At 67.3% G+C, this 17,247-nt stretch carries 16 protein-coding genes and 1 pseudogene; 3 read left to right on the top strand and 14 right to left on the bottom strand.

Annotated features, from left to right (window positions below; translation table 11 throughout):
• Window positions 1-287 precede the first annotated feature (287 nt).
• From KGZ40_01105 to nifV, 6 genes are all read right to left on the bottom strand, one after another.
• Window positions 288-1,592: a PD40 domain-containing protein gene (locus KGZ40_01105; GenBank protein MBS3956122.1), complete on the bottom strand. Its 1,305-nt coding sequence runs from the start codon at window positions 1,590-1,592 to the stop codon at window positions 288-290.
• Window positions 1,593-1,613: 21 nt separating this feature from the next.
• Window positions 1,614-2,705, bottom strand: a complete 1,092-nt coding sequence (locus tag KGZ40_01110) for an isocitrate/isopropylmalate dehydrogenase family protein (GenBank protein MBS3956123.1) — start codon at window positions 2,703-2,705, stop codon at window positions 1,614-1,616.
• Between the two features lie 170 nt (window positions 2,706-2,875).
• Window positions 2,876-3,553 carry a hypothetical protein gene (locus KGZ40_01115; GenBank protein MBS3956124.1) on the bottom strand — a complete coding sequence of 226 codons (678 nt, stop codon included), beginning with the start codon at window positions 3,551-3,553 and terminating at the stop codon, window positions 2,876-2,878.
• Between the two features lie 13 nt (window positions 3,554-3,566).
• Window positions 3,567-4,070, bottom strand: coding sequence for a 3-isopropylmalate dehydratase small subunit (locus tag KGZ40_01120; GenBank protein MBS3956125.1), 504 nt, complete (start codon window positions 4,068-4,070; stop codon window positions 3,567-3,569).
• A gap of 53 nt (window positions 4,071-4,123) precedes the next feature.
• The gene (locus tag KGZ40_01125; GenBank protein ID MBS3956126.1) at window positions 4,124-5,383 is read right to left on the bottom strand and encodes a 3-isopropylmalate dehydratase large subunit; all 1,260 of its coding nucleotides are present in this window, start codon (window positions 5,381-5,383) and stop codon (window positions 4,124-4,126) included.
• Window positions 5,384-5,431: 48 nt separating this feature from the next.
• Window positions 5,432-6,571 (bottom strand): homocitrate synthase, encoded by a 1,140-nt coding sequence (gene nifV / locus KGZ40_01130; GenBank protein MBS3956127.1) that lies wholly within the window; start codon window positions 6,569-6,571, stop codon window positions 5,432-5,434.
• A gap of 252 nt (window positions 6,572-6,823) precedes the next feature.
• Here nifV and KGZ40_01135 point away from each other — a divergent pair, with 252 nt between their 5' ends.
• The gene (locus tag KGZ40_01135; GenBank protein ID MBS3956128.1) at window positions 6,824-7,999 is read left to right on the top strand and encodes an acetoin utilization protein AcuC; all 1,176 of its coding nucleotides are present in this window, start codon (window positions 6,824-6,826) and stop codon (window positions 7,997-7,999) included.
• A gap of 31 nt (window positions 8,000-8,030) precedes the next feature.
• Here the strand turns inward: KGZ40_01135 and KGZ40_01140 are convergent, their stop codons facing one another.
• From KGZ40_01140 to KGZ40_01155, 4 genes are read right to left on the bottom strand one after another with little or no spacing between them, the layout of a single operon-like run.
• Entirely contained in the window at window positions 8,031-8,798 is a 768-nt protein-coding gene (locus tag KGZ40_01140) for a DUF45 domain-containing protein (GenBank protein ID MBS3956129.1), read from the bottom strand.
• 8 nt (window positions 8,799-8,806) lie between these two features.
• Window positions 8,807-11,095, bottom strand: a complete 2,289-nt coding sequence (gene rlmKL / locus KGZ40_01145; protein MBS3956130.1) for a bifunctional 23S rRNA (guanine(2069)-N(7))-methyltransferase RlmK/23S rRNA (guanine(2445)-N(2))-methyltransferase RlmL — start codon at window positions 11,093-11,095, stop codon at window positions 8,807-8,809.
• Between the two features lie 7 nt (window positions 11,096-11,102).
• Window positions 11,103-12,611, bottom strand: coding sequence for a cell wall-binding repeat-containing protein (locus tag KGZ40_01150; GenBank protein MBS3956131.1), 1,509 nt, complete (start codon window positions 12,609-12,611; stop codon window positions 11,103-11,105).
• A gap of 33 nt (window positions 12,612-12,644) precedes the next feature.
• The gene (locus tag KGZ40_01155; protein ID MBS3956132.1) at window positions 12,645-13,424 is read right to left on the bottom strand and encodes an NYN domain-containing protein; all 780 of its coding nucleotides are present in this window, start codon (window positions 13,422-13,424) and stop codon (window positions 12,645-12,647) included.
• 138 nt (window positions 13,425-13,562) lie between these two features.
• On the opposite strand from KGZ40_01155, the gene KGZ40_01160 reads away from it, so the two are divergent.
• Window positions 13,563-13,700, top strand: a complete 138-nt coding sequence (locus KGZ40_01160) for a redoxin domain-containing protein (protein ID MBS3956133.1) — start codon at window positions 13,563-13,565, stop codon at window positions 13,698-13,700.
• Window positions 13,701-13,709: 9 nt separating this feature from the next.
• Window positions 13,710-13,973, top strand: a pseudogene (locus KGZ40_01165) (redoxin domain-containing protein).
• 403 nt (window positions 13,974-14,376) lie between these two features.
• Here the strand turns inward: KGZ40_01165 and KGZ40_01170 are convergent.
• Genes KGZ40_01170 through KGZ40_01185 form a run of 4 tightly spaced genes read right to left on the bottom strand, consistent with a single transcriptional unit; the run spans window position 14,377 to window position 17,079 of the window.
• A complete protein-coding gene (locus KGZ40_01170) occupies window positions 14,377-14,703 on the bottom strand; it encodes a hypothetical protein (GenBank protein MBS3956134.1) in 327 nt (108 codons plus the stop codon).
• Window positions 14,704-14,707: 4 nt separating this feature from the next.
• Window positions 14,708-15,610 carry an NAD(P)-dependent oxidoreductase gene (locus tag KGZ40_01175; GenBank protein MBS3956135.1) on the bottom strand — a complete coding sequence of 301 codons (903 nt, stop codon included), beginning with the start codon at window positions 15,608-15,610 and terminating at the stop codon, window positions 14,708-14,710.
• Entirely contained in the window at window positions 15,607-16,188 is a 582-nt protein-coding gene (locus tag KGZ40_01180) for a flavodoxin family protein (protein MBS3956136.1), read from the bottom strand. Before KGZ40_01180 ends, KGZ40_01175 begins: the two co-directional genes overlap by 4 nt.
• Window positions 16,189-16,200: 12 nt before the next feature.
• Entirely contained in the window at window positions 16,201-17,079 is an 879-nt protein-coding gene (locus KGZ40_01185; protein ID MBS3956137.1) for a DegV family protein, read from the bottom strand.
• Window positions 17,080-17,247 lie beyond the last annotated feature (168 nt).

The following is a 17,247-nucleotide window of genomic DNA, read 5'->3' on the forward strand; positions in this document are numbered from 1 at the left end:
CGTACTTGCCGTCTGCCCCGTCGGAGGTCGTCCGCGCGCGGGCTGGCAGCGTTCTTCTGAATGGCTCAGGGGACGGTCTTGAGACGTCCTGCGCCGGGATTCCACAGGTACCCGGCTCTCTGGTAGCGAGGATTGGCCTCTACCGCTCCCCCTCAGCGCCACTCACCGTATCCGGTTGTGTAGGTCGGGAGTATAGCCGAGGAGCCGAGCGACGCCAATGGGTCGTGCTGGCGGTCACGGTTACGGTTATCGGCTCCGGTTATCAGCGCGACTCGGCAGCTCGCGCCTCAGCGGCTCGCGCCCTCCACGACCATCCTGCGGCCCACACCATCGTAGCGAGCGGAATACAGCGCTGTCCGCTCGCCCTGAAACGCGTTGCCTTCCACGAAGAAGACACGCTCACCGTCTGCGCTCCATCCCACAGGATACGTGGATCGCCTGATGGTGAGCGGCACCGGACGTCCTCCTGAAAGCGACACTACCCACGCTCGCGAGTAGCCGTCGTCTCCCGTCTCGGCAAAAAGAAGCCGCTTGCCGTCGGGGGAGATCATGAGTTCCGCGTAGCCGAACGGACGCAGCGTCGTTGGCGGGTCCACAAGGCGCTTCTCCCCGGTTCCGTCTACCCCAAGGACTCGGATGTCAGGTTCGCACGTAGGGTCAGTGCTGCCGAGACACCCGATGTCAGACACCGAGTAGACGATCGTCGAGCCAAAGACGGCGCACGCGAGAGCCGGGGCGCCAACCGTGAGGGTACGTGCGTGTCCAACCGCCGGAACCAGCAGAAGCGAGCCGGACACCGAGTCGCCTTCGACTGTGCGTCCCACACGGATCGACTCGCTGGGCGGCAAGGCGACCACGGTGCCGTCGGGACCCACCGCCGGCGCCTCTCCGCGCGCCACGAATCCGGGCGTGCCGCCGGCGCTGCCTACAACGAGCACATCGGTATCTCCGTGAGGACCGCCCGCGTCGCGGACAAAGTACAGCTCGGAAGAGTCGGGGTGCCAGGCAAGCCCTAGCACGAGCGCCGGGCCCACGCCGATCCGCGACCCGTCACCAACGTTGACGAGCGCAAGTTCTCCTCGATCGATGATGGCGAGCTTCGTGCCGTCGGGTGAGAGCTCATAGACCTCGGCCGAAGCGGCAACCTGTCGCGGCTGGGTGCCGTCCTCTCGTGCCACCCACACCGCGCCGTCAAGCCGATAGGCGATGTACGGCGCGCGCTCGAACACGGGCACTTCACCCGGCTTCCTGATCGGGGCACCATCGCCGCCAGTGGCGCCGCCAGGGCCGCCGCCGGTAGCACCGGTACCGCCAGAGCCGGTGCCCGAGCTGGTCGGCTCCTTGCTTCCGCCGCTCGCATCAACGCCGCCTGTCGCGTCACCCACACCGCCGGATGCCGCCACGGGGTCAAGGACGCCTACCGGTACCTCTCGGCGAACATCGGCCGCTTCCCGCTGGAGCACGGCGGCGAGGAGCACGCCCGCGCCGCCGATCAGTACGAGCAACCCAAGAACGAAGAGCGCAAGACACCGCTTGTCAGCAGCGAGTCGCTCCCGCCATGACGTGGGCATCTCTATGCGTGTCTCGTCCACGCCGCCCCCAGGGGCCGTAACCTACAACTCCGCGATGAGCGCGTCGGCGTACGCCTGCGTGCCGACCGAACCTTCCGTGCTGCCGGTGTTGGACCGCTTGATGTCGTACGTGACCTTCTCGCCTCGGCCTATCACGGTCCGCACCGCACCTAAGATGCGATCCGCCGCGTCGCGTTCGCCAAGGTGGTTGAGCATGAGCACCGCCGACAGTATCTCGGCTGTGGGATTGGCGACGTCCTTGCCGGTGTACTTGGGCGCCGAGCCGTGCACCGGCTCGAACACCGCACACTCAGTCCCAAAATTGGCGCCGGGCGCGATACCGAGCCCTCCAACAAGCCCTGCCGAAAGATCGCTCACGATGTCGCCGTAGAGGTTGGGAAGCACGAGTACGTCCCACCACTCGGGGTGAAGCACGAGCTGCATGCATGTCGCGTCGACGATGTAGTCTTCGAACTCGATGCCCGAGCCGGCGTACTCCTCGGCCACCTCTCGGGCGACTTTGAGGAAGAGGCCGTCGGAGTGCTTGAGGATGTTGGCCTTGTGGACCGCGGTGACCTTCTTGCGGCCGTTGGCGATGGCGTAGTCGAACGCGAACTTCACAATGCGCCGCGTGCCGGTGATGCTGATTGGCTTGAGCGAGATGCCGGAGTCGGGGCGGATAGTGCCCGCGCCCTCAGCGGCCGCGAACTCGATGAGCCTGGCCGCGCCCTCGGAGCCCTCGGGGAACTCGATGCCCGCGTAGAGGTCTTCTGTGTTCTCGCGCACGATGACGAGGTCGATGCCGTCGTAGCGCGCGCCCGAACCCGCGATCGAGAACGCGGGCCTCAGGCACGCGTACATGTCGAGTTCCTTGCGCAGCGCCACGTTCACGCTGCGAAACCCGGTGCCGACCGGCGTGGTGATCGGACCCTTGATGGCGACCTTGTTCTTGCGGACAGACTCCAGCACGTGATCCGGGAGCGGGGTGCCGTACTTGTCCATCACGTCAGCGCCCGCCTCGGCGACCTCCCACTTAACGTCGACGCCAGCGGCCTCGACGACGCGAGTCATCGCGGCGGTGATCTCCGGACCGATGCCGTCACCGGGAATAAGTGTCACTGTGTGCTTGGCCATACAGGGCAATACCTCCAACGAGTCAGGTGCGCGCGCGTCGCAGGCGCGCGGGCGGCGAAAAGCGTGTCATCGATTGTACGCGACGTCTGGAGGTATTCCCACACCGGCCGGCGAGGCGGCTGCCGAGGCGTGCGCCCGGGTGCCCGGGTGCCCAGGTGCCGCTCGCAGCGCTACCCTTCGGCCTGCGTCACGGACGCCGTTCGCCCCTTCTCGGGCGCGCACGCTTGTATCCGCTTGGCCCGCTTGCCAAGCAATCCTTTGCCGTGCTCGGCATCGAACGACATGCGCTCGGCCGCCGCGAGCCGTACCTCATCCGAGGCATCCCCGCTCACGAGCCTAATCACGCCGATGAGCATGGCGAGGAACTCCGGGTCGCCGTGGTACACACGGATCGCCTCGTCGACGATCGGCCACACTCGCTCGGAGCGGCGAGCGGTGGTGGCCCCATACGCCGTGAGCAGGCGAAAAGCAGCCAAACGAACGACGCCGGACTCCGCGTCATGAACCGCGGCCATCGCCGCCTCTATCGCCTTGTCGGCAACCCGGGCGTCTGTCGCGACGATCTTCTCTAGCGCCGCGAGGACTTCCCAGCGTGTCTGCGCCTCGGGACGGTCGAGCGCGTCTGCAAGCTCAGCACCGAACCCCTTGAGGGCCTCGGGCTTCGCTATCGCCAGCGCGTGCACCGCCCGTGCGGCGGCGATGCGCAACTGCCGATCGTCGCCAGAAAGCCCGTCGATCAGGGTCGCGAGCGATCGCTTGTTGACCGCGGCACGTGCCGCAGTCGCTTCCTTGTCACCGCTTCGCAGCAACTCGAGCATTTCGGACTTCGGGTCGACCCTGACCGCCATTCGACGCTACCCCCTAGAGATTGAAGCCACCATGCTTCTTGAAGTGTTCCACCAGACCGCCGTCCGCAAGCAACTGCGCCATTACCGGCGGCAGGGGCGGAAACTCGATCTCGGCACCGGACGTGAGATTTCGCACGACACCCGCTTCCAGGTCCACGACGAGCTCGTCGCCGTCAGCAATGAGGTCGGTGTCGCACTCCACTACCGGCAGACCGGTGTTGATCGCGTTGCGGAAGAAGATGCGCGCGAAGCTCTTGGCCAGCACCGCTCGCGTGTTGCTGTGGATAAGCACGAGCGGCGCCTGCTCACGCGACGAGCCCATGCCAAAGTTCTTGCCAGCGACAAGAAAACCGCCCGATGGCTTCACCTTCGCGTGGTACTCCGGATCGAGGTCTTCCATCGCGTGGATCGCCATCGCTTCCATGTCCGCGGACTTGAACTTGTACTTGCCGCTGATGATGTAGTCGGTGTTGATGTCGTCGCCGTACTTGAAGGCCTTCGCCCTGAGCTCTGCCATCGCCTGTACTCCCCTGCTTTCCTGAAGGTCCGTCGTCTTGCCGACCCGTCCGCCTACCCGAAGTACGTGCGCGGGTCGGTAATCCTCGCCTCGATGACCGAGGCGACCACTGTTGCCGGACTGCCGAGGTAGATAAACGCGTTGCTGTTACCCATACGGCCCTTGAAGTTGCGGTTTGCCGTCGATATAACGTTCTCTCCGTCGCTCGGCACGCCGTTATGGGTACCCACACACGGTCCGCAGCCTGGGGTCACGACCGCCGCTCCGGCCTCGACGAGGGTCTGGATGTAGCCCGCGGCCATCGCGTCAAGGTAGATCCGCTTGGACGCCGGGGCGACGATGAAGCGAACGTCGGGGTGCACGCGACGCCCCGTTAGCATCTCGGCGGCTATCGCGAGATCCTCCAGGCGGCCGTTCGTGCACGTGCCAAGAACCCCTTGCTGGATGGGCGTGCCCTCGACCTCGCCGATGGGCGAGACGTTGTCGACCGCGTGGGGTTTGGCGACCTGCGGCACGACGCTTCCCGCGTCGATCACGATCTCCTCGACGTACACAGCGTCAGCGTCAGGGTCGACCGGCTCTGGCGTGCGTTCTGAGCGGCCCTCGAACCACAGAAGCGTCTTCTCGTCGGCGCGCATGAGGCCCGCCTTGGCGCCGACCTCGATCGCCATGTTCGAGATGGTCATGCGTGCGTCGATCGAAAGCGCGTCGATGACGGGTCCGTGGAACTCAAGTGCCTGGTAGGTCGCTCCATCCACGCCGATCAGTCCGGCGAGGTATAAGATGAGGTCCTTGGCGAACACGCCCGCGGGTAGTTTCCCCGTGTAGGTGACCTTGATCGTCTCGGGAACCTTGAACCACAGCTTACCCGAGGCCATCGCGGCCGCCCCATCGGTGCTCCCAACCCCAGTCGAGAACACGTTGAGCGCACCGTACGTGCAGGTGTGCGAGTCACAGCCCACCATCAGGTCGCCCGGGACCACATGACCGTGCTCCGGCACGACCTGGTGACACACTCCCTCGCCGATGTCGTAGACTCGCGCGCCGGTCTTCTTGCCCCACTCGCGCATCATCGTGTGGAGGGCGCTCACGCCCTCGATGGGGCTCGGAGACGAGTGGTCGATGACGAGCGCGACCTTGCTCGGGTCAAAGACCCGATCGACGCCCATGTTTTCAAGCGCGCGGATCGCGAGCGGGCTCGTGCCGTCCTGGCCCATCACGAAGTCGACATCGGCGATGACGATGTCGCCCGCCTTGGCGTCCTGGCCCGAACGGGCCGAGAATATCTTCTCGGAAATGGTCTTACCGGGAATGGGAATCACCCTCCTGGATCGCGGCGGCCGTGTCTTGACGCCTTAGTCTCACGTGGATGCTTTGGAATCGTCCCCGCCGCGCGCGGCGGAGTAGTCGTTGTACACGTAGAGCAACTCTTTGTCGAACAGCGAGCGCTTGAGCTGAATCGACAGCGTGCGGACGAGCGGCAACATCTGTGCGGCCTGACCGGGGGCAAGCTCGATGCCGTACTCGGCGAACTTCATCTCGATGGCATGTGAGCCGGAGTGCTTGCCGATGACGATCTGGCGCTCGAGACCCACCTCATCGGGCGAGAAGATCTCGTATGTCTTGGGGTTCTTGATCACACCGTCCGCGTGGACACCGCTCTCGTGCGCGAAGACGTTCGTGCCGATGACCGGCTTCCATGCGGGAAGGCGGCGTCCCGCCGCGCCAAACACGTACTCGCCGATCTCGCGGAAACGGGTGGTGTCGATGTCAATTTCAAGGTCCTCGATGTACTTGAGCGCCATGACGACGACTTCGAGCGCCGCGTTGCCAGCCCGCTCGCCAAGGCCGCCAACGGTCACGTTCACCCAGTTCGCACCGGCGTGGATACCGGCGATGGCGTTTGCGACCGCCATCCCAAAGTCGTTGTGCGTGTGCATCTCGACATCGAGTCCGCAGTGCTGCTTGAGCTCTCGGATCGCCGCGTACGTGCGAAACGGCTCCATCACGCCGATCGTGTCGCAGAACCGGATACGGTCCGCGCCCTCGGCTTCCGCAGCCTTGGCGTACTCGATGAGAAAACCCATCTCGGTTCGTGAGGCGTCCTCGGCGTTGACTGAGACGTAGACGCCATGACTCTTGGCGAACGCGACGGACTCCCGGATGGAGTGTAAGACCCACGCGCGATCTTTCCGAAGCTTGGTCTCGATGTGGATGTCCGAAGTGGCGAGCGAGATCGCGACCGCGTCAACACCGCACTCGATCGACTGCCTAATGTCCTCGACGTTCGCGCGGTTCCACCCAAGCACGGACGCTCTGAGGCCGAGGTGCGCGATCTCTTCGATCACATCGCGCTCGTCGCCTCCCATGGCGGGGATACCCGCCTCGATCTGATGCACGCCGATCTCGTCGAGCAACCTCGCGATACGGATCTTTTCCTGATTGGCGAAAACGACGCCGGCGGTCTGCTCGCCGTCGCGCAGGGTCGTATCGTCAAGCATGATTTGGCGCGTGCCGAGTTCGCTTGCAAACGTGAATGGAACGCTGTGAGCTTTGGCTTCTTCGTGCCGCACGGCGAACAGGCACCTCCTCAGTCGAGCGCAGGGGAGTAGTTTACGACAGCGCGCCCTATGCGGACAAACGAGTGTGCCCCGTCTTGCCAAGGACGCTGCGCGTCGAGGAGCCAACGGCGCTGGCAACGGGTACGAAACGTATGACGCATCCGACGCGGCACCACACGACTGGACACGCCTGTGCGCCCTGCCCTCTTCTACAGCGACGCCATGGCCGCCTACGACCTCGGCCCTCATCATCCACTCAAGCCCGAACGCTTCACGCTCGCGGTGGACCTGATGCGCGCCTACGGCTTGATCGGCGAGGAACGGAATCTCGACCCAGTTCACCCGATCGAGTTCTTCTCGCCGAGCGGCCCCGCGTCAGGCGCGGACCTCGCTCTCGTCCACGACGAGGCGTACATCGCCACCGTCAAGGACGCCTCGGCGTATCCCGAGCGCTACCGCTTCGTCACGCGCCATGGCATCGGTGTGGGCGACACGCCAGCCGCGCACGGACTGCATGACGTAGCGGCTCTGATCTGCGGCGGAACCATCGCCGCGCTCTCCCGCGTGCTCGACGCGCCCGGTCCGGCACGATCCTTCGCCCCCGCCGGTGGGTTGCACCACGCCCACCGGAACTCCGCAGCGGGCTTCTGTATCTACAACGATCCGGCCGTGGCGATAGCAGTGGCGCTCCGTGAGCGCCCGGGAACCCGCATCGCCTACCTGGACATCGACGCCCACCACGGCGACGGCGTCCAGGAGGCGTTCTATGACACCGCCAACGTGCTCACCATCTCGCTTCACGAGTCCGGCCGCTACCTGTTCCCGGGAACCGGACACGCCGAGGAAACCGGCATCGGCGCAGGAACCGGCTACGCCATCAACGTGCCACTACCGCCATTTGCTGACGCCGAGTGTTACAAGGTTGTCTTCGACGAGGTCGTTGCGCCCGTACTTGCCGCGTTTTCGCCCGACGCGCTCGTCGCACAGTGCGGCGCTGACGCGCACCACGCCGACCCGCTCACCCACCTCGGCCTCACCCTCTCGGGGATGCGCGACCTCTACCGGCGGATCGTCGAAATCGCGGACGCGTCATGCGGTGGACGGCTCGCTTGCTGCGGAGGCGGCGGCTACGGCACGTACTCGGTGGTGCCCCGCGCCTGGACGATGCTCGCCGCGGTGCTTGCTGGCGTCGATGTCCCGGACGCTCTGCCGGAGGAGTGGCGTGCTCGTTCATCGTCGATGAGCGATGAAGAGGCGCCTCGCACGATCACCGAGGACACCGCGCCCCCGGGCGACCCGGGCACCGCGCTAGAACACACGCGCTCGGTCGTGACACAGCTGCTGCGGTCGGTCACGCTGCTCAAGTGAGGCCGTGTGAGTTGCGGCGCGGCGAAAGCGATCAGGCATCCGCCCACACCGGCACAAACGACCGGGCGCCGCGCATCTCGACGCGCGCCTCCGGAGCGGACGGGCAGATGGTCTCGACGAGGCGCCAGAAGCGCGGTGAGTGGTCGAGGTGGACGAGGTGCGCGAGCTCGTGCGCGAGCACGTAGCGGGCGAGGTGCGTCGGCAAGAAGACGAGGTCGCGGTTGAGCGAGACGGTGCCGCGGGCCGAGCAACTCCCCCACCGGGTGCGCTGGCCGCGGATGGTGACGCGGTCGGGCAGCGGGAGGTCGTGCGCGGCGGCGAGTGCGGCGAGGGTCTCGGGCAGCACGGCGCGGGCGGTGCGGTCGCGCCAGCGCCGGAGGGCGGCGAGGCGGGCATCCGGGTCGGCCGAGCCGCGGACCACGAGGGAGTCGCCGCGCGCGGTGGCGGTCGTGCGGGAGGCGACCGACGCACTCTCGTAGAGGACCGCGAGATCGAGCCCTGCGGTCGGGAGCGCCACGCGCGCCGGGAGCCGCTCGGCCGCGGGTGCGAGGAACACCGCGCGGCGCTCGGCAACGTGTGCAAGCGCGGCCTCGGCCCACGCGCGGCGGGACGCGACGGCGTGCTCGGCCACCCCGCGCGGCGCGCGCGCAGGCACGCACACGACGAGCCCGTCGCGCGCGCTCACGGTCAGCCGCACCCGGCGTGCGCGCCACGAGAGGCGCACGGTGTAGGGAGGCAGTGCGGCGGCGAGCCCGCACCCGGCGGGCGCAGGCACCGGCGTGCCGGGCAGCGGCTGCATGTCCCTCCTCATCGGCCGACCTCGATCCTCACCAAGGTGTGTACCCGAGGCGTGCGCGCGAAGTCAGGAGGGATGGACTCGGCGGTGATGTCGCGCCAGGTGAGCGCGGCGGGGTCGCCGCTGGCCGAAGTGAGCGCGGCGGCCGCGAGGGAGTCGGCGTCGAAGGCGAAGCGCTTGCGATTCGTCGAGAAGAGCAGCGTGCCGCCGGGCGCCATGAGCGGCACGATGCGGCCGATGAGGTCCGCGTGGTCGCGCTGCACGTCGAAGGTTCCGTCCATGCGCTTGGAGTTCGAGAAGGTGGGCGGGTCGCAGAAGACGAGGTCGAAGGGGCCGGCCGAGCGCGCCGCGGGGCTGTCGAGCCACGCGAGCACGTCCGCGCGCACGCGGGTGTGCCGACGCCCTTCGAACGCATTTCGCGCCATGTTGCGGGCCGCCCAGTCAAGGTAGTTCTGCGACATGTCGATCGTAGTCGTCGACGCGGCGCCACCGGAAGCTGCGTAGACGGTGGCGGTGCCGGTGTAGGCGAACAGGTTGAGGAAGCGGGTGCCTGAGGCGGCGTCGCGCACCATCCCGCGCGTGATGCGGTGATCGAGGAACAGGCCGGTGTCGAGGTAGTCCGAGAGGTTGACCTCGAAGAGCAGGCCGCCCTCGGCCACGGTGAGCGTGCGACGCTCGGCGGCCTGACGCTCGTACTGTGCGGTGCCGCGCTGGCGCGTACGGACTTTCAGGTAGACGTCGGCGGGATCGATGCCGAGGGTGTCGGCGACGGTGGCGTGCGCCTCGGTGAGGCGGCGGCGTGCGAGCTCGGGTGCGACCGTGTCCGGCGGCGCGTACTCGGCGATGTGCGCGAGCGTGCGGCCCTCGTCGGGGCCGGCGCCGTGGTAGACGTCGACGGCGAGCGCATACTCGGCAAGGTCAGCGTCGTAGATGCGGTAGCAGGTGATGTCGGCGCGGCGCGCCCACTTGCCGAGGTGGCGCACGTTCTTGCGCAGGCGGTTGGCGAGTTGGCGGACGCCCTCGGATTCGGGCGTGGCGGGCGGGTGACCGGGGGCCGAGGGGGTGGCGGGGGTGCCAGACGTAGCGGATGTGCGATCCGAGAGTGTCCCAACCCGTCCGGCGCGCCCAACGGCGACGGTGACCGGGATGCGTCCGTTGAACGTCGCGTGCTCGGCGGCGATGTCGAGTCCCATGAGCGGCAGCACGTCGACCGCGGCCGTCACGACGCACACGTCCCACTCCGCAAACGCCTCGCGCAACCGCGCCCCCACGCCCGAGTAGAGCGCTCGCAACTCGCCGATCTCCTCGGCCCCGAGCCGCTCGCCATAGGGCGGGTTGAACGCGACGAGGCCGGGTGAGGAAGCGGGCGGCCGGGCCCGCAGCGCGTCACGCTTCTCAAAGCGCACCACGCGCGCGAGTCCCGCGCGACCCGCCGAGGCGGTCGCGAGCGCAAGGGCCCGGCCGTCGGTGTCGCTACCGAGGAACCGGGGGACGGCAGCGCCGGTGCCGAGCGCCGCCGCGATCCCGGCCTCCGCTCGCTCGCGGGCCTCGGCGACCAGCCGCTCCCAGAGCGCGTCGTCGCGCCCGAGCCACCCGTGCACGCCGAGGTAGGCGCGCCCGAGCCCCGGCGCAATGTCGCACGCCACGCACGCGGCCTCGATCACGAGCGTGCCCGCACCGCACATCGGGTCGCAAAACGCGCCGCCCTCCTCGGCCCTGCGCGGCCAGCCCGCGAGCGCGAGCACACCGGCCGCGAGGTTTTCTTTGAGCGGCGCGACCACCTGTTCGCCGGGAGCGCGGTAGCCGCGTCGGTGGAGCCCGTCGCCAGCCAGGTCGATACTCACGGTGGCGCGCTTGCCGCGCAGCGCGACGTTGACGCGCACGTCGGGGCGCTCGGTGTCCACGCTCGGTCGCCTCCCGAACCGGTCGCGCAGCCGATCGACGATCGCATCCTTGACCTTGAGCGCGGCGTAGCCGGTGTGCGAGATCGGCGAGCGCGAGGCGACCACGTCGACCGCGAGCGTGCCGTCGACCGGCACGTGTTCCTCCCACGCCAGTTCGCGCACCGCGGCGTAGAGGGTGTCGGGATCGGGCGCATCCACCTCGGCGATGCGCAACAGCACGCGCGAGGCGACTCGGCTCCACATGAGCACACGCGCCGCACCCTCAAGGTCCGCGAGAAACGAGACTCCCGCCCGCCGCTCACGCACGCGGCCGGCCCTAAGAGCGCGGAGCTCCTCGGCGAGAGGTGCCTCGAGCCCGAGCGGTACGGGCGCGAACAGGGTGTGTACTGTCGCCATCGACGCCCTACCAGCCGCGGAGCGCCGCGGCCACCTGCACGCGGACGGAATCGGGGACCGCCGCGACGCCTCCGTACACACGCACCCGCCCGATTGCGGCACGGTGCGTCGAGATCTCGGCGCGGACCGCCTCCGGCAGGCGCGAGGGCGGCGTCAGGTAGAGCACCGATGCGGGGGCCGACAGACCTTGCGCCGCACCTCCAGCAAGCGCGTCGGCGAAATCGACCCCTGTCGCAAGACCAGCGTTGGCGCGCGTGAGTCCAGCTGAGACACCATGTCCGGCGACAGCAAGCGCGGTAGAGTAGCGATCCGCCCCCGCGAGGCGCCGCACTTCGGCGACGTGAGTCGCAAGCTCTGAGGCGATCGCCGGGTAAACCGCCGACTCCCCGCCAACAATGAACGCGCGAGTGGCGCTGATATCTGCGAGGGCGGCTGCCGTGGCCGTCGGCACGCCCGAGGGGTGCACCAGCAATACGGGTCGGGCGAGAAACGCCGAGACCGGAGCGGCGGCGAGCGCGTCGGGGAAGTCAGTTCCTGTCGCCACGTAGACGACAGGCACGTATCCGGGGCTGGCCGCCCTCGCCTCGGCCACGGTCACCCGCGCTACGGCGGCGGAAGTCTCGTAGCGGTCTGTGCCAGCAACGCGATCCACGCGCCTGACGCCGAGAGCGCCGATCGCCTCCGCGACGTCCTCGGCCACCGCGCCCTCGCCCCCGATCACGATCGCGCGCGCAGGTGCGAGCCGCACGATCTCGGCGCGAACACTCGCGGGCAGCGCCGAGCGGCGCGTCAGCAGGACGGGGCCTTTGACCGCACCGGCGAGTCCGGCCCCGGAAAGCGCGTCGGGCCACGACTCTCCCGTCGCGATCACGATGGTTTCCACCGCCGCCGGGTCAGGGAACGCCCGCCTCGACGCCGCCACGGCGGTCTCGTAGCGGCACGCCCCGGCAACCGGGTCGATAAACGCTCCGAGATCTTCCTCGATGCCGTTGAACCGGTAGGGCGCGAAGCCGACGCCGGACGCCGCCCAGTACGGATACGGCGTCTCCCTCATGCGCGTGCCGCCCGCCGAGTTGCTCGCCTCAAACGCCCAGTAGTGCGTCCGCGCGGCGTTCGACCAGCCACCGAAGATGACGGCGTGCCCCCAAACCGTCGCCGTTTTGGGCCTGATGATCGCGTCTCCCGGCCGCAGGTCCTCACGCGTTATGGGCGTGCACACCCCCGGGAGCGTGTCGGTCGCGAGCGACCTCGCGGCACCGCTCGGCCAGGTGAGCCTCCACGCCATCGAAACGAAACCTGAGCAGTCCTGGCGGTACCCCTCGAAAAACGACGTCTGGCTGTACGGCACCGCGAGGTCGACCCAGCGCTGAGCTCGCGCCATGACCTCCGGACAGGAGATCGCAGAGGCATCGGCGACCGCGGCGAAAAAGAACGCCGCGGCGAAAACGCAGACCACCACGCTCGATTTCGACGCGCGACCGGCGCGGCAAAGTGCGCTGTAGTATTGACTACTCATGTCTCATCTATCGGCACGCGGCGAACCGGCCACTCAGCGCGCGAACCCTTCGACCACGTACGTGCCTGAGCGCTGGTCCTTGCGCAGCGTGACAAATCCGAGCTTCTGCGCGTCTTCAAGCAGCTGCGTGAACGATTTGTAGCCATACGACGACTCGGTGAACTGCGGCTGCTTGCGCTTGATGGTGTCTTTGAGCATCGACGAGTGGATCGGGTCGACGTTCTCGCGCTGCAGCGCCTCTATCGACTCGAACAACAGCTTGTACGCCGGACGCTTTGCTTTGGGGACCTCTTGCCCCAACGCGGGTGTCGACGTGGCCCGCCCCAGGTCCTCGTAGTAGATGAACTCGTCGCAGTTCGCCGCAAGCAGGTCACTCGTGGACTCTTTCATCCCAAGTCCGATGACGGTCTTGCCATTCTCTTTCAACTTGCCCACAAGCGGCGTGAAATCGCTGTCACCCGACACGATGCAAAACGTGTCGATGTGCTCTTTTGTGTATGAGAGCTCCATCGCGTCGACGACAAGCCGGATGTCCGCCGAGTTCTTGCCGGTCATCCCGCGTTGCGGGATCTCCGTGAGCTCGATGCCGAGCTCGTGCAGCGGCGTGACATACTCCGGAAAGCGCGCCCAATCCGCGTACGCTCGCTTCGCGACAATCTTGCCCTTCTCGACGAGCCGCTCGAGCACGAGCTTCATGTCGAACGCCGCCTTCTGGGCGGCTCGAGAACGTGGGCGCCGCGAGGACTGCTCGGCCCCGACGGCTAGGTTCTCGAAGTCGATGAACACTGCAAGCGCGTGTGCTTCGTCCGGCATGGATACCTCGTCCCCTCGTGCCGAAGGCTCCCGGCGTGGTGGCGGTCTACCAGCATCCATGGTATCACCCCGGCCCGTTGTGGAATGCTATATCGAGTACCACAACACCCGCCTTTGACGCCGAGGAGGAATCGGCCGATGCCACTACCAGCAGTAGGTGAACCCGCCCCCGCGCTCACCCTTCCAACGCACCTCGACACGACGTTCTCACTGGCCGCGCAGCGCGGTTCCAACACCGTTATCGCGTTCTTCCCGCTAGCGTTCACGCCTGTTTGAAGCAGCCAGATACCGGCTTACCAGGCAGACCTCGCCCGGTTTGAGCGGTTTAACACCCAGGTCGTGGGTGTGAGCGTCGATCACGTGCCCGTGCTCAAGGCGTGGGCCGAATCCCTCGGCGGAATTACCTACCCGCTGCTCAGCGATTTTTGGCCGCACGGTGAGGCTGCGCGCGAATGGGGAGTGTTTCGCGAGGAGGAGGGCTCCAGCGAGCGCGCGATCTTCATCGTCGACGCGGCGGGCATCGTCCGCTACGCCGACGTGCACGACATCGCCGATCAACCCGACAACGCCGAGCTCTTCGGGGTGCTCGAAATCCTCGAACCCGGGCGTGCCGAGGCGCTGCATGCCGAAGAGGCCGCAGCCCGGGACGGTGCGGACGAACACGCGGATGAAGCCAAAGACTCAGGCGAACCCGGTCTGCTCATGTTCTGCACCGCATGGTGCCCCGACTGCCGCGCCGCCCGAGATTGGCTTGCCGCGCACGATATCCCTTTCCGCGAGATCGACGTCTCACGCGACCCCGACGCCCGGGCCAGAGCGGCCGCACACAATCACGGTCATCTGCACACGCCCACGTTCGAGTTTGGCGCCGAGGTATGCGTCGACTTCCGGCCGGACAGATTAAGCGAGCTGCTCGGCATGGACCGCCGTCATGCGACGTAGGGCGCGACGCTCATCGCCGCTTTGCTGGTTCTTGCGGAAGATCACCGGAGCGCAAGAGGCGGTCGTGGATCGCCCACACCCCTACGCGTGCGCCGTACCCGTACTTCAGTCCGGTAATGCCTCCGCCTGAAAACCCGAGTCCGGCTACCGCGAGCCACTGCGCGCCCACGAGCTGACCGAGAAACGCGAAGAGCATCCCGCCGATAAGGGCGAGTGCGTTGCACATCCAGTACCGCCACGCCTGCCCGCCTTGCAGCCGACCACCCGTGCGAAGCCCGAGCCAGAGCCCGGCGGCGATACCGGCAAGCGCCGCCGCTGTCAGAAGCAAGATCTCCACCGGATCACCTCTCGTAGAGGTGGTAGAGCGCGTGCGTGCCCTCTTCGCCATGCCCGGCCGCGAGCAAGGTCTCGTACAGGCGCGCGGCGAGCTGCGTGCCTGGCACCTCCAGCCCGAGCTCCTCGGCCGAGGCGAGTGCGATTCGCAAGTCCTTCACGAAGTGCTTAACAAAAAACCCGGGCGCGAAGTCCCCCGCGAGGATGCGCGGCGCCAGGTTCGCGAGTGTCCACGAGCCCGCGGAGCCAGCCCCGATCGACTCCAGCACGCGCGCTTGGTCGAGTCCCGCGCCGCGCGCGTATGCAAGCGCCTCGCACGCGCCGAGCATCGATGCCGCTATCGCGATCTGATTGCATATCTTGGCGTGTTGACCGCAGCCAGGACCGCCATGATGGACGACCGTCGTGCCCATCGCACGCAGCAGCGGCTCGACCGCGTGCGCGTCGGCCTCCTCGCCCCCCACCATGATCGAGAGCCGCGCCTCGCGCGCGCCCCTGTCACCGCCGGTCACCGGAGCGTCGAGCGCGCGAAGCCCCCGAGCCGAGGCCGCCTCGGCAATCCGCCTGGCGAGCGCAGGAGAAGAGGTTGTCATGTCGATTAGGTACGTGCCCGGCCGCGCGGCGCCCAGCAGCGAGCCGTCGCCGCCACCATCGTCACCAAAGTAGAGCGCCTCCACATCAGCAGGGTAGCCGACGATCGTCACAACGGCGTCGGCCCGCGCCGCAAGCTCCGTCGGCGTCTCGGCCCACTGGGCTCCGGCCTCAAGGAGCCCTGTCGCCTTCTCGGCCGAGCGCGCCCACACCACCACGTCGAACCCAGCGGCGAGCACGTGTCCCGCCATCGGCGCGCCCATCACGCCGGTGCCGATAAACCCGACCGTCGACTCTCCGGGCGAAAGCGTGCCGCTCATCGCTCGCCCCCGATCCTGCCCAGCAGCCAGCCGATGTTCTCGCCGAGCGTTCTCATCGTGCGAAGCCCTTCCTCGTCGTTAGCGACCTCGCCCCTCGCCCCGCCCACGCCGAGGTTCCAGTAAGTTGAGCCTACGACGATCATCTGGCCTATCAAGAAGAAGTGGTTGATGGTGTCGAGCGCGTGAATCGCGCCCGCACGGCGGTGCGTCACCACGCCCGCCCCCAAAGCACGCACGAACATCCCTTCACTACCGCGCGCGACGTAGCCCGCCCGATCGATGATGGCTTTAAGTTCCGCGGTTACATCCGCAAAGTAGACCGGTGACGCAAGGATGATGCCGTCCGCGCCGTCGAGAGCGGTGATGACTTCGTTGCCAAAGTCGCTGCGCCCATGACACTGGCGATCCGCCGCAGAACGGCACCGCATGCACGCCGTGCATCCGCCTACCGTCTGGCCCGCAAGCGCGATCTGCTCGCACTCGATCCCAGAAGCCCGCAGCGGCTCAAACACCGCCTCGACGAGCATCGCTGTGTTGCCGCCCGTTCTTGGCGACCCGTTAACCGCTACAACCCTCATGCGTGACCCCTGCTAGCTGGCCGCTGCGGCGGAGGGAAGATCGCGCTCCGCACGGTAGGCGATGGCGAGTGTGCCCGGTCCCACGTGCAATCCTACCACCGGGCCGATGCCAACGATCCTCGGCGCCTGGCCGGTTGCCTCCTCCACCATCGTCGCGAACTCCCGTCCCTCGGCTTCGGCGTTAATGTGGTGGACAAAGACCTCCGCAAGGCCAGAGCTTTCCATGTCGGCGGCGAGCACCGAAACCATCTCGGCAAGGGCGCGCTTCTTCGTCCGCACCTTGCCCCAGACATTCGTCGTACCGCCTGTGACCGTGAGGATCGGCCTGATCTGCAAGAGTGAACCGAGCAACGCCGACGCGCCTCCGATCCGCCCGCCCTTGCGCAAGTGCTCAAGCGTGTGGGGAACAAAGAGGAAGCGCGTGCGCGGTATGGTGGCGCGCGCAGCGGCCGCGACCTCATCGAGCGAGGCGCCCGCTGCCGCCGCGCGAGCCGCCTGAAGAACCGCGAGCCCAAGCTGCATCGAGTTGGAGCGCGAGTCAACAAGCTCGATACGCGCGTCGGGATGCGTCTCCCGCACCATCTCAACGGCCATCCGGGCCGACTCCAGTGTGCCGCTCATGTCCGCCGAGATGAACACGCCGCACACGTCTTCTCCAGCTTCGACCGCCTCGGTGAAGACATCGACCATGCTCTGGACCGAAGGCTGGGAGGAGGTGGGAAGCTCGCTTCCTGAAGCCATGCGCTGGTAGAACCACTCATTGTCGAGCCCTTCCTCAGCGAAGGACTCCTGCCCAAAGTTCACGAAGAGCGTGACGACCTTAATGCCGAGCCTTTCACGCTCATCTGTGGGCACATACGACGTCGAATCTGTGACTACACGAACAGGCATGGCCGCCGCCTCCAGCCGCATCGGGGATGTGCGCGACTCATACCGCGCACGTGTAGGTTGAATTGTACCCGAACCGGATGCCCAGGCCGCGTGCGGGAGAAGCTAAATTGGACGCGTAACTGGACGTCATGGGCGTGATGTGTGCCGCGCATTGGGGGACGATACAGT

Source organism: Clostridiales bacterium (genome assembly GCA_018333995.1).
Classification (GTDB): domain Bacteria; phylum Actinomycetota; class Coriobacteriia; order Anaerosomatales; family SLCP01; genus JAGXSG01.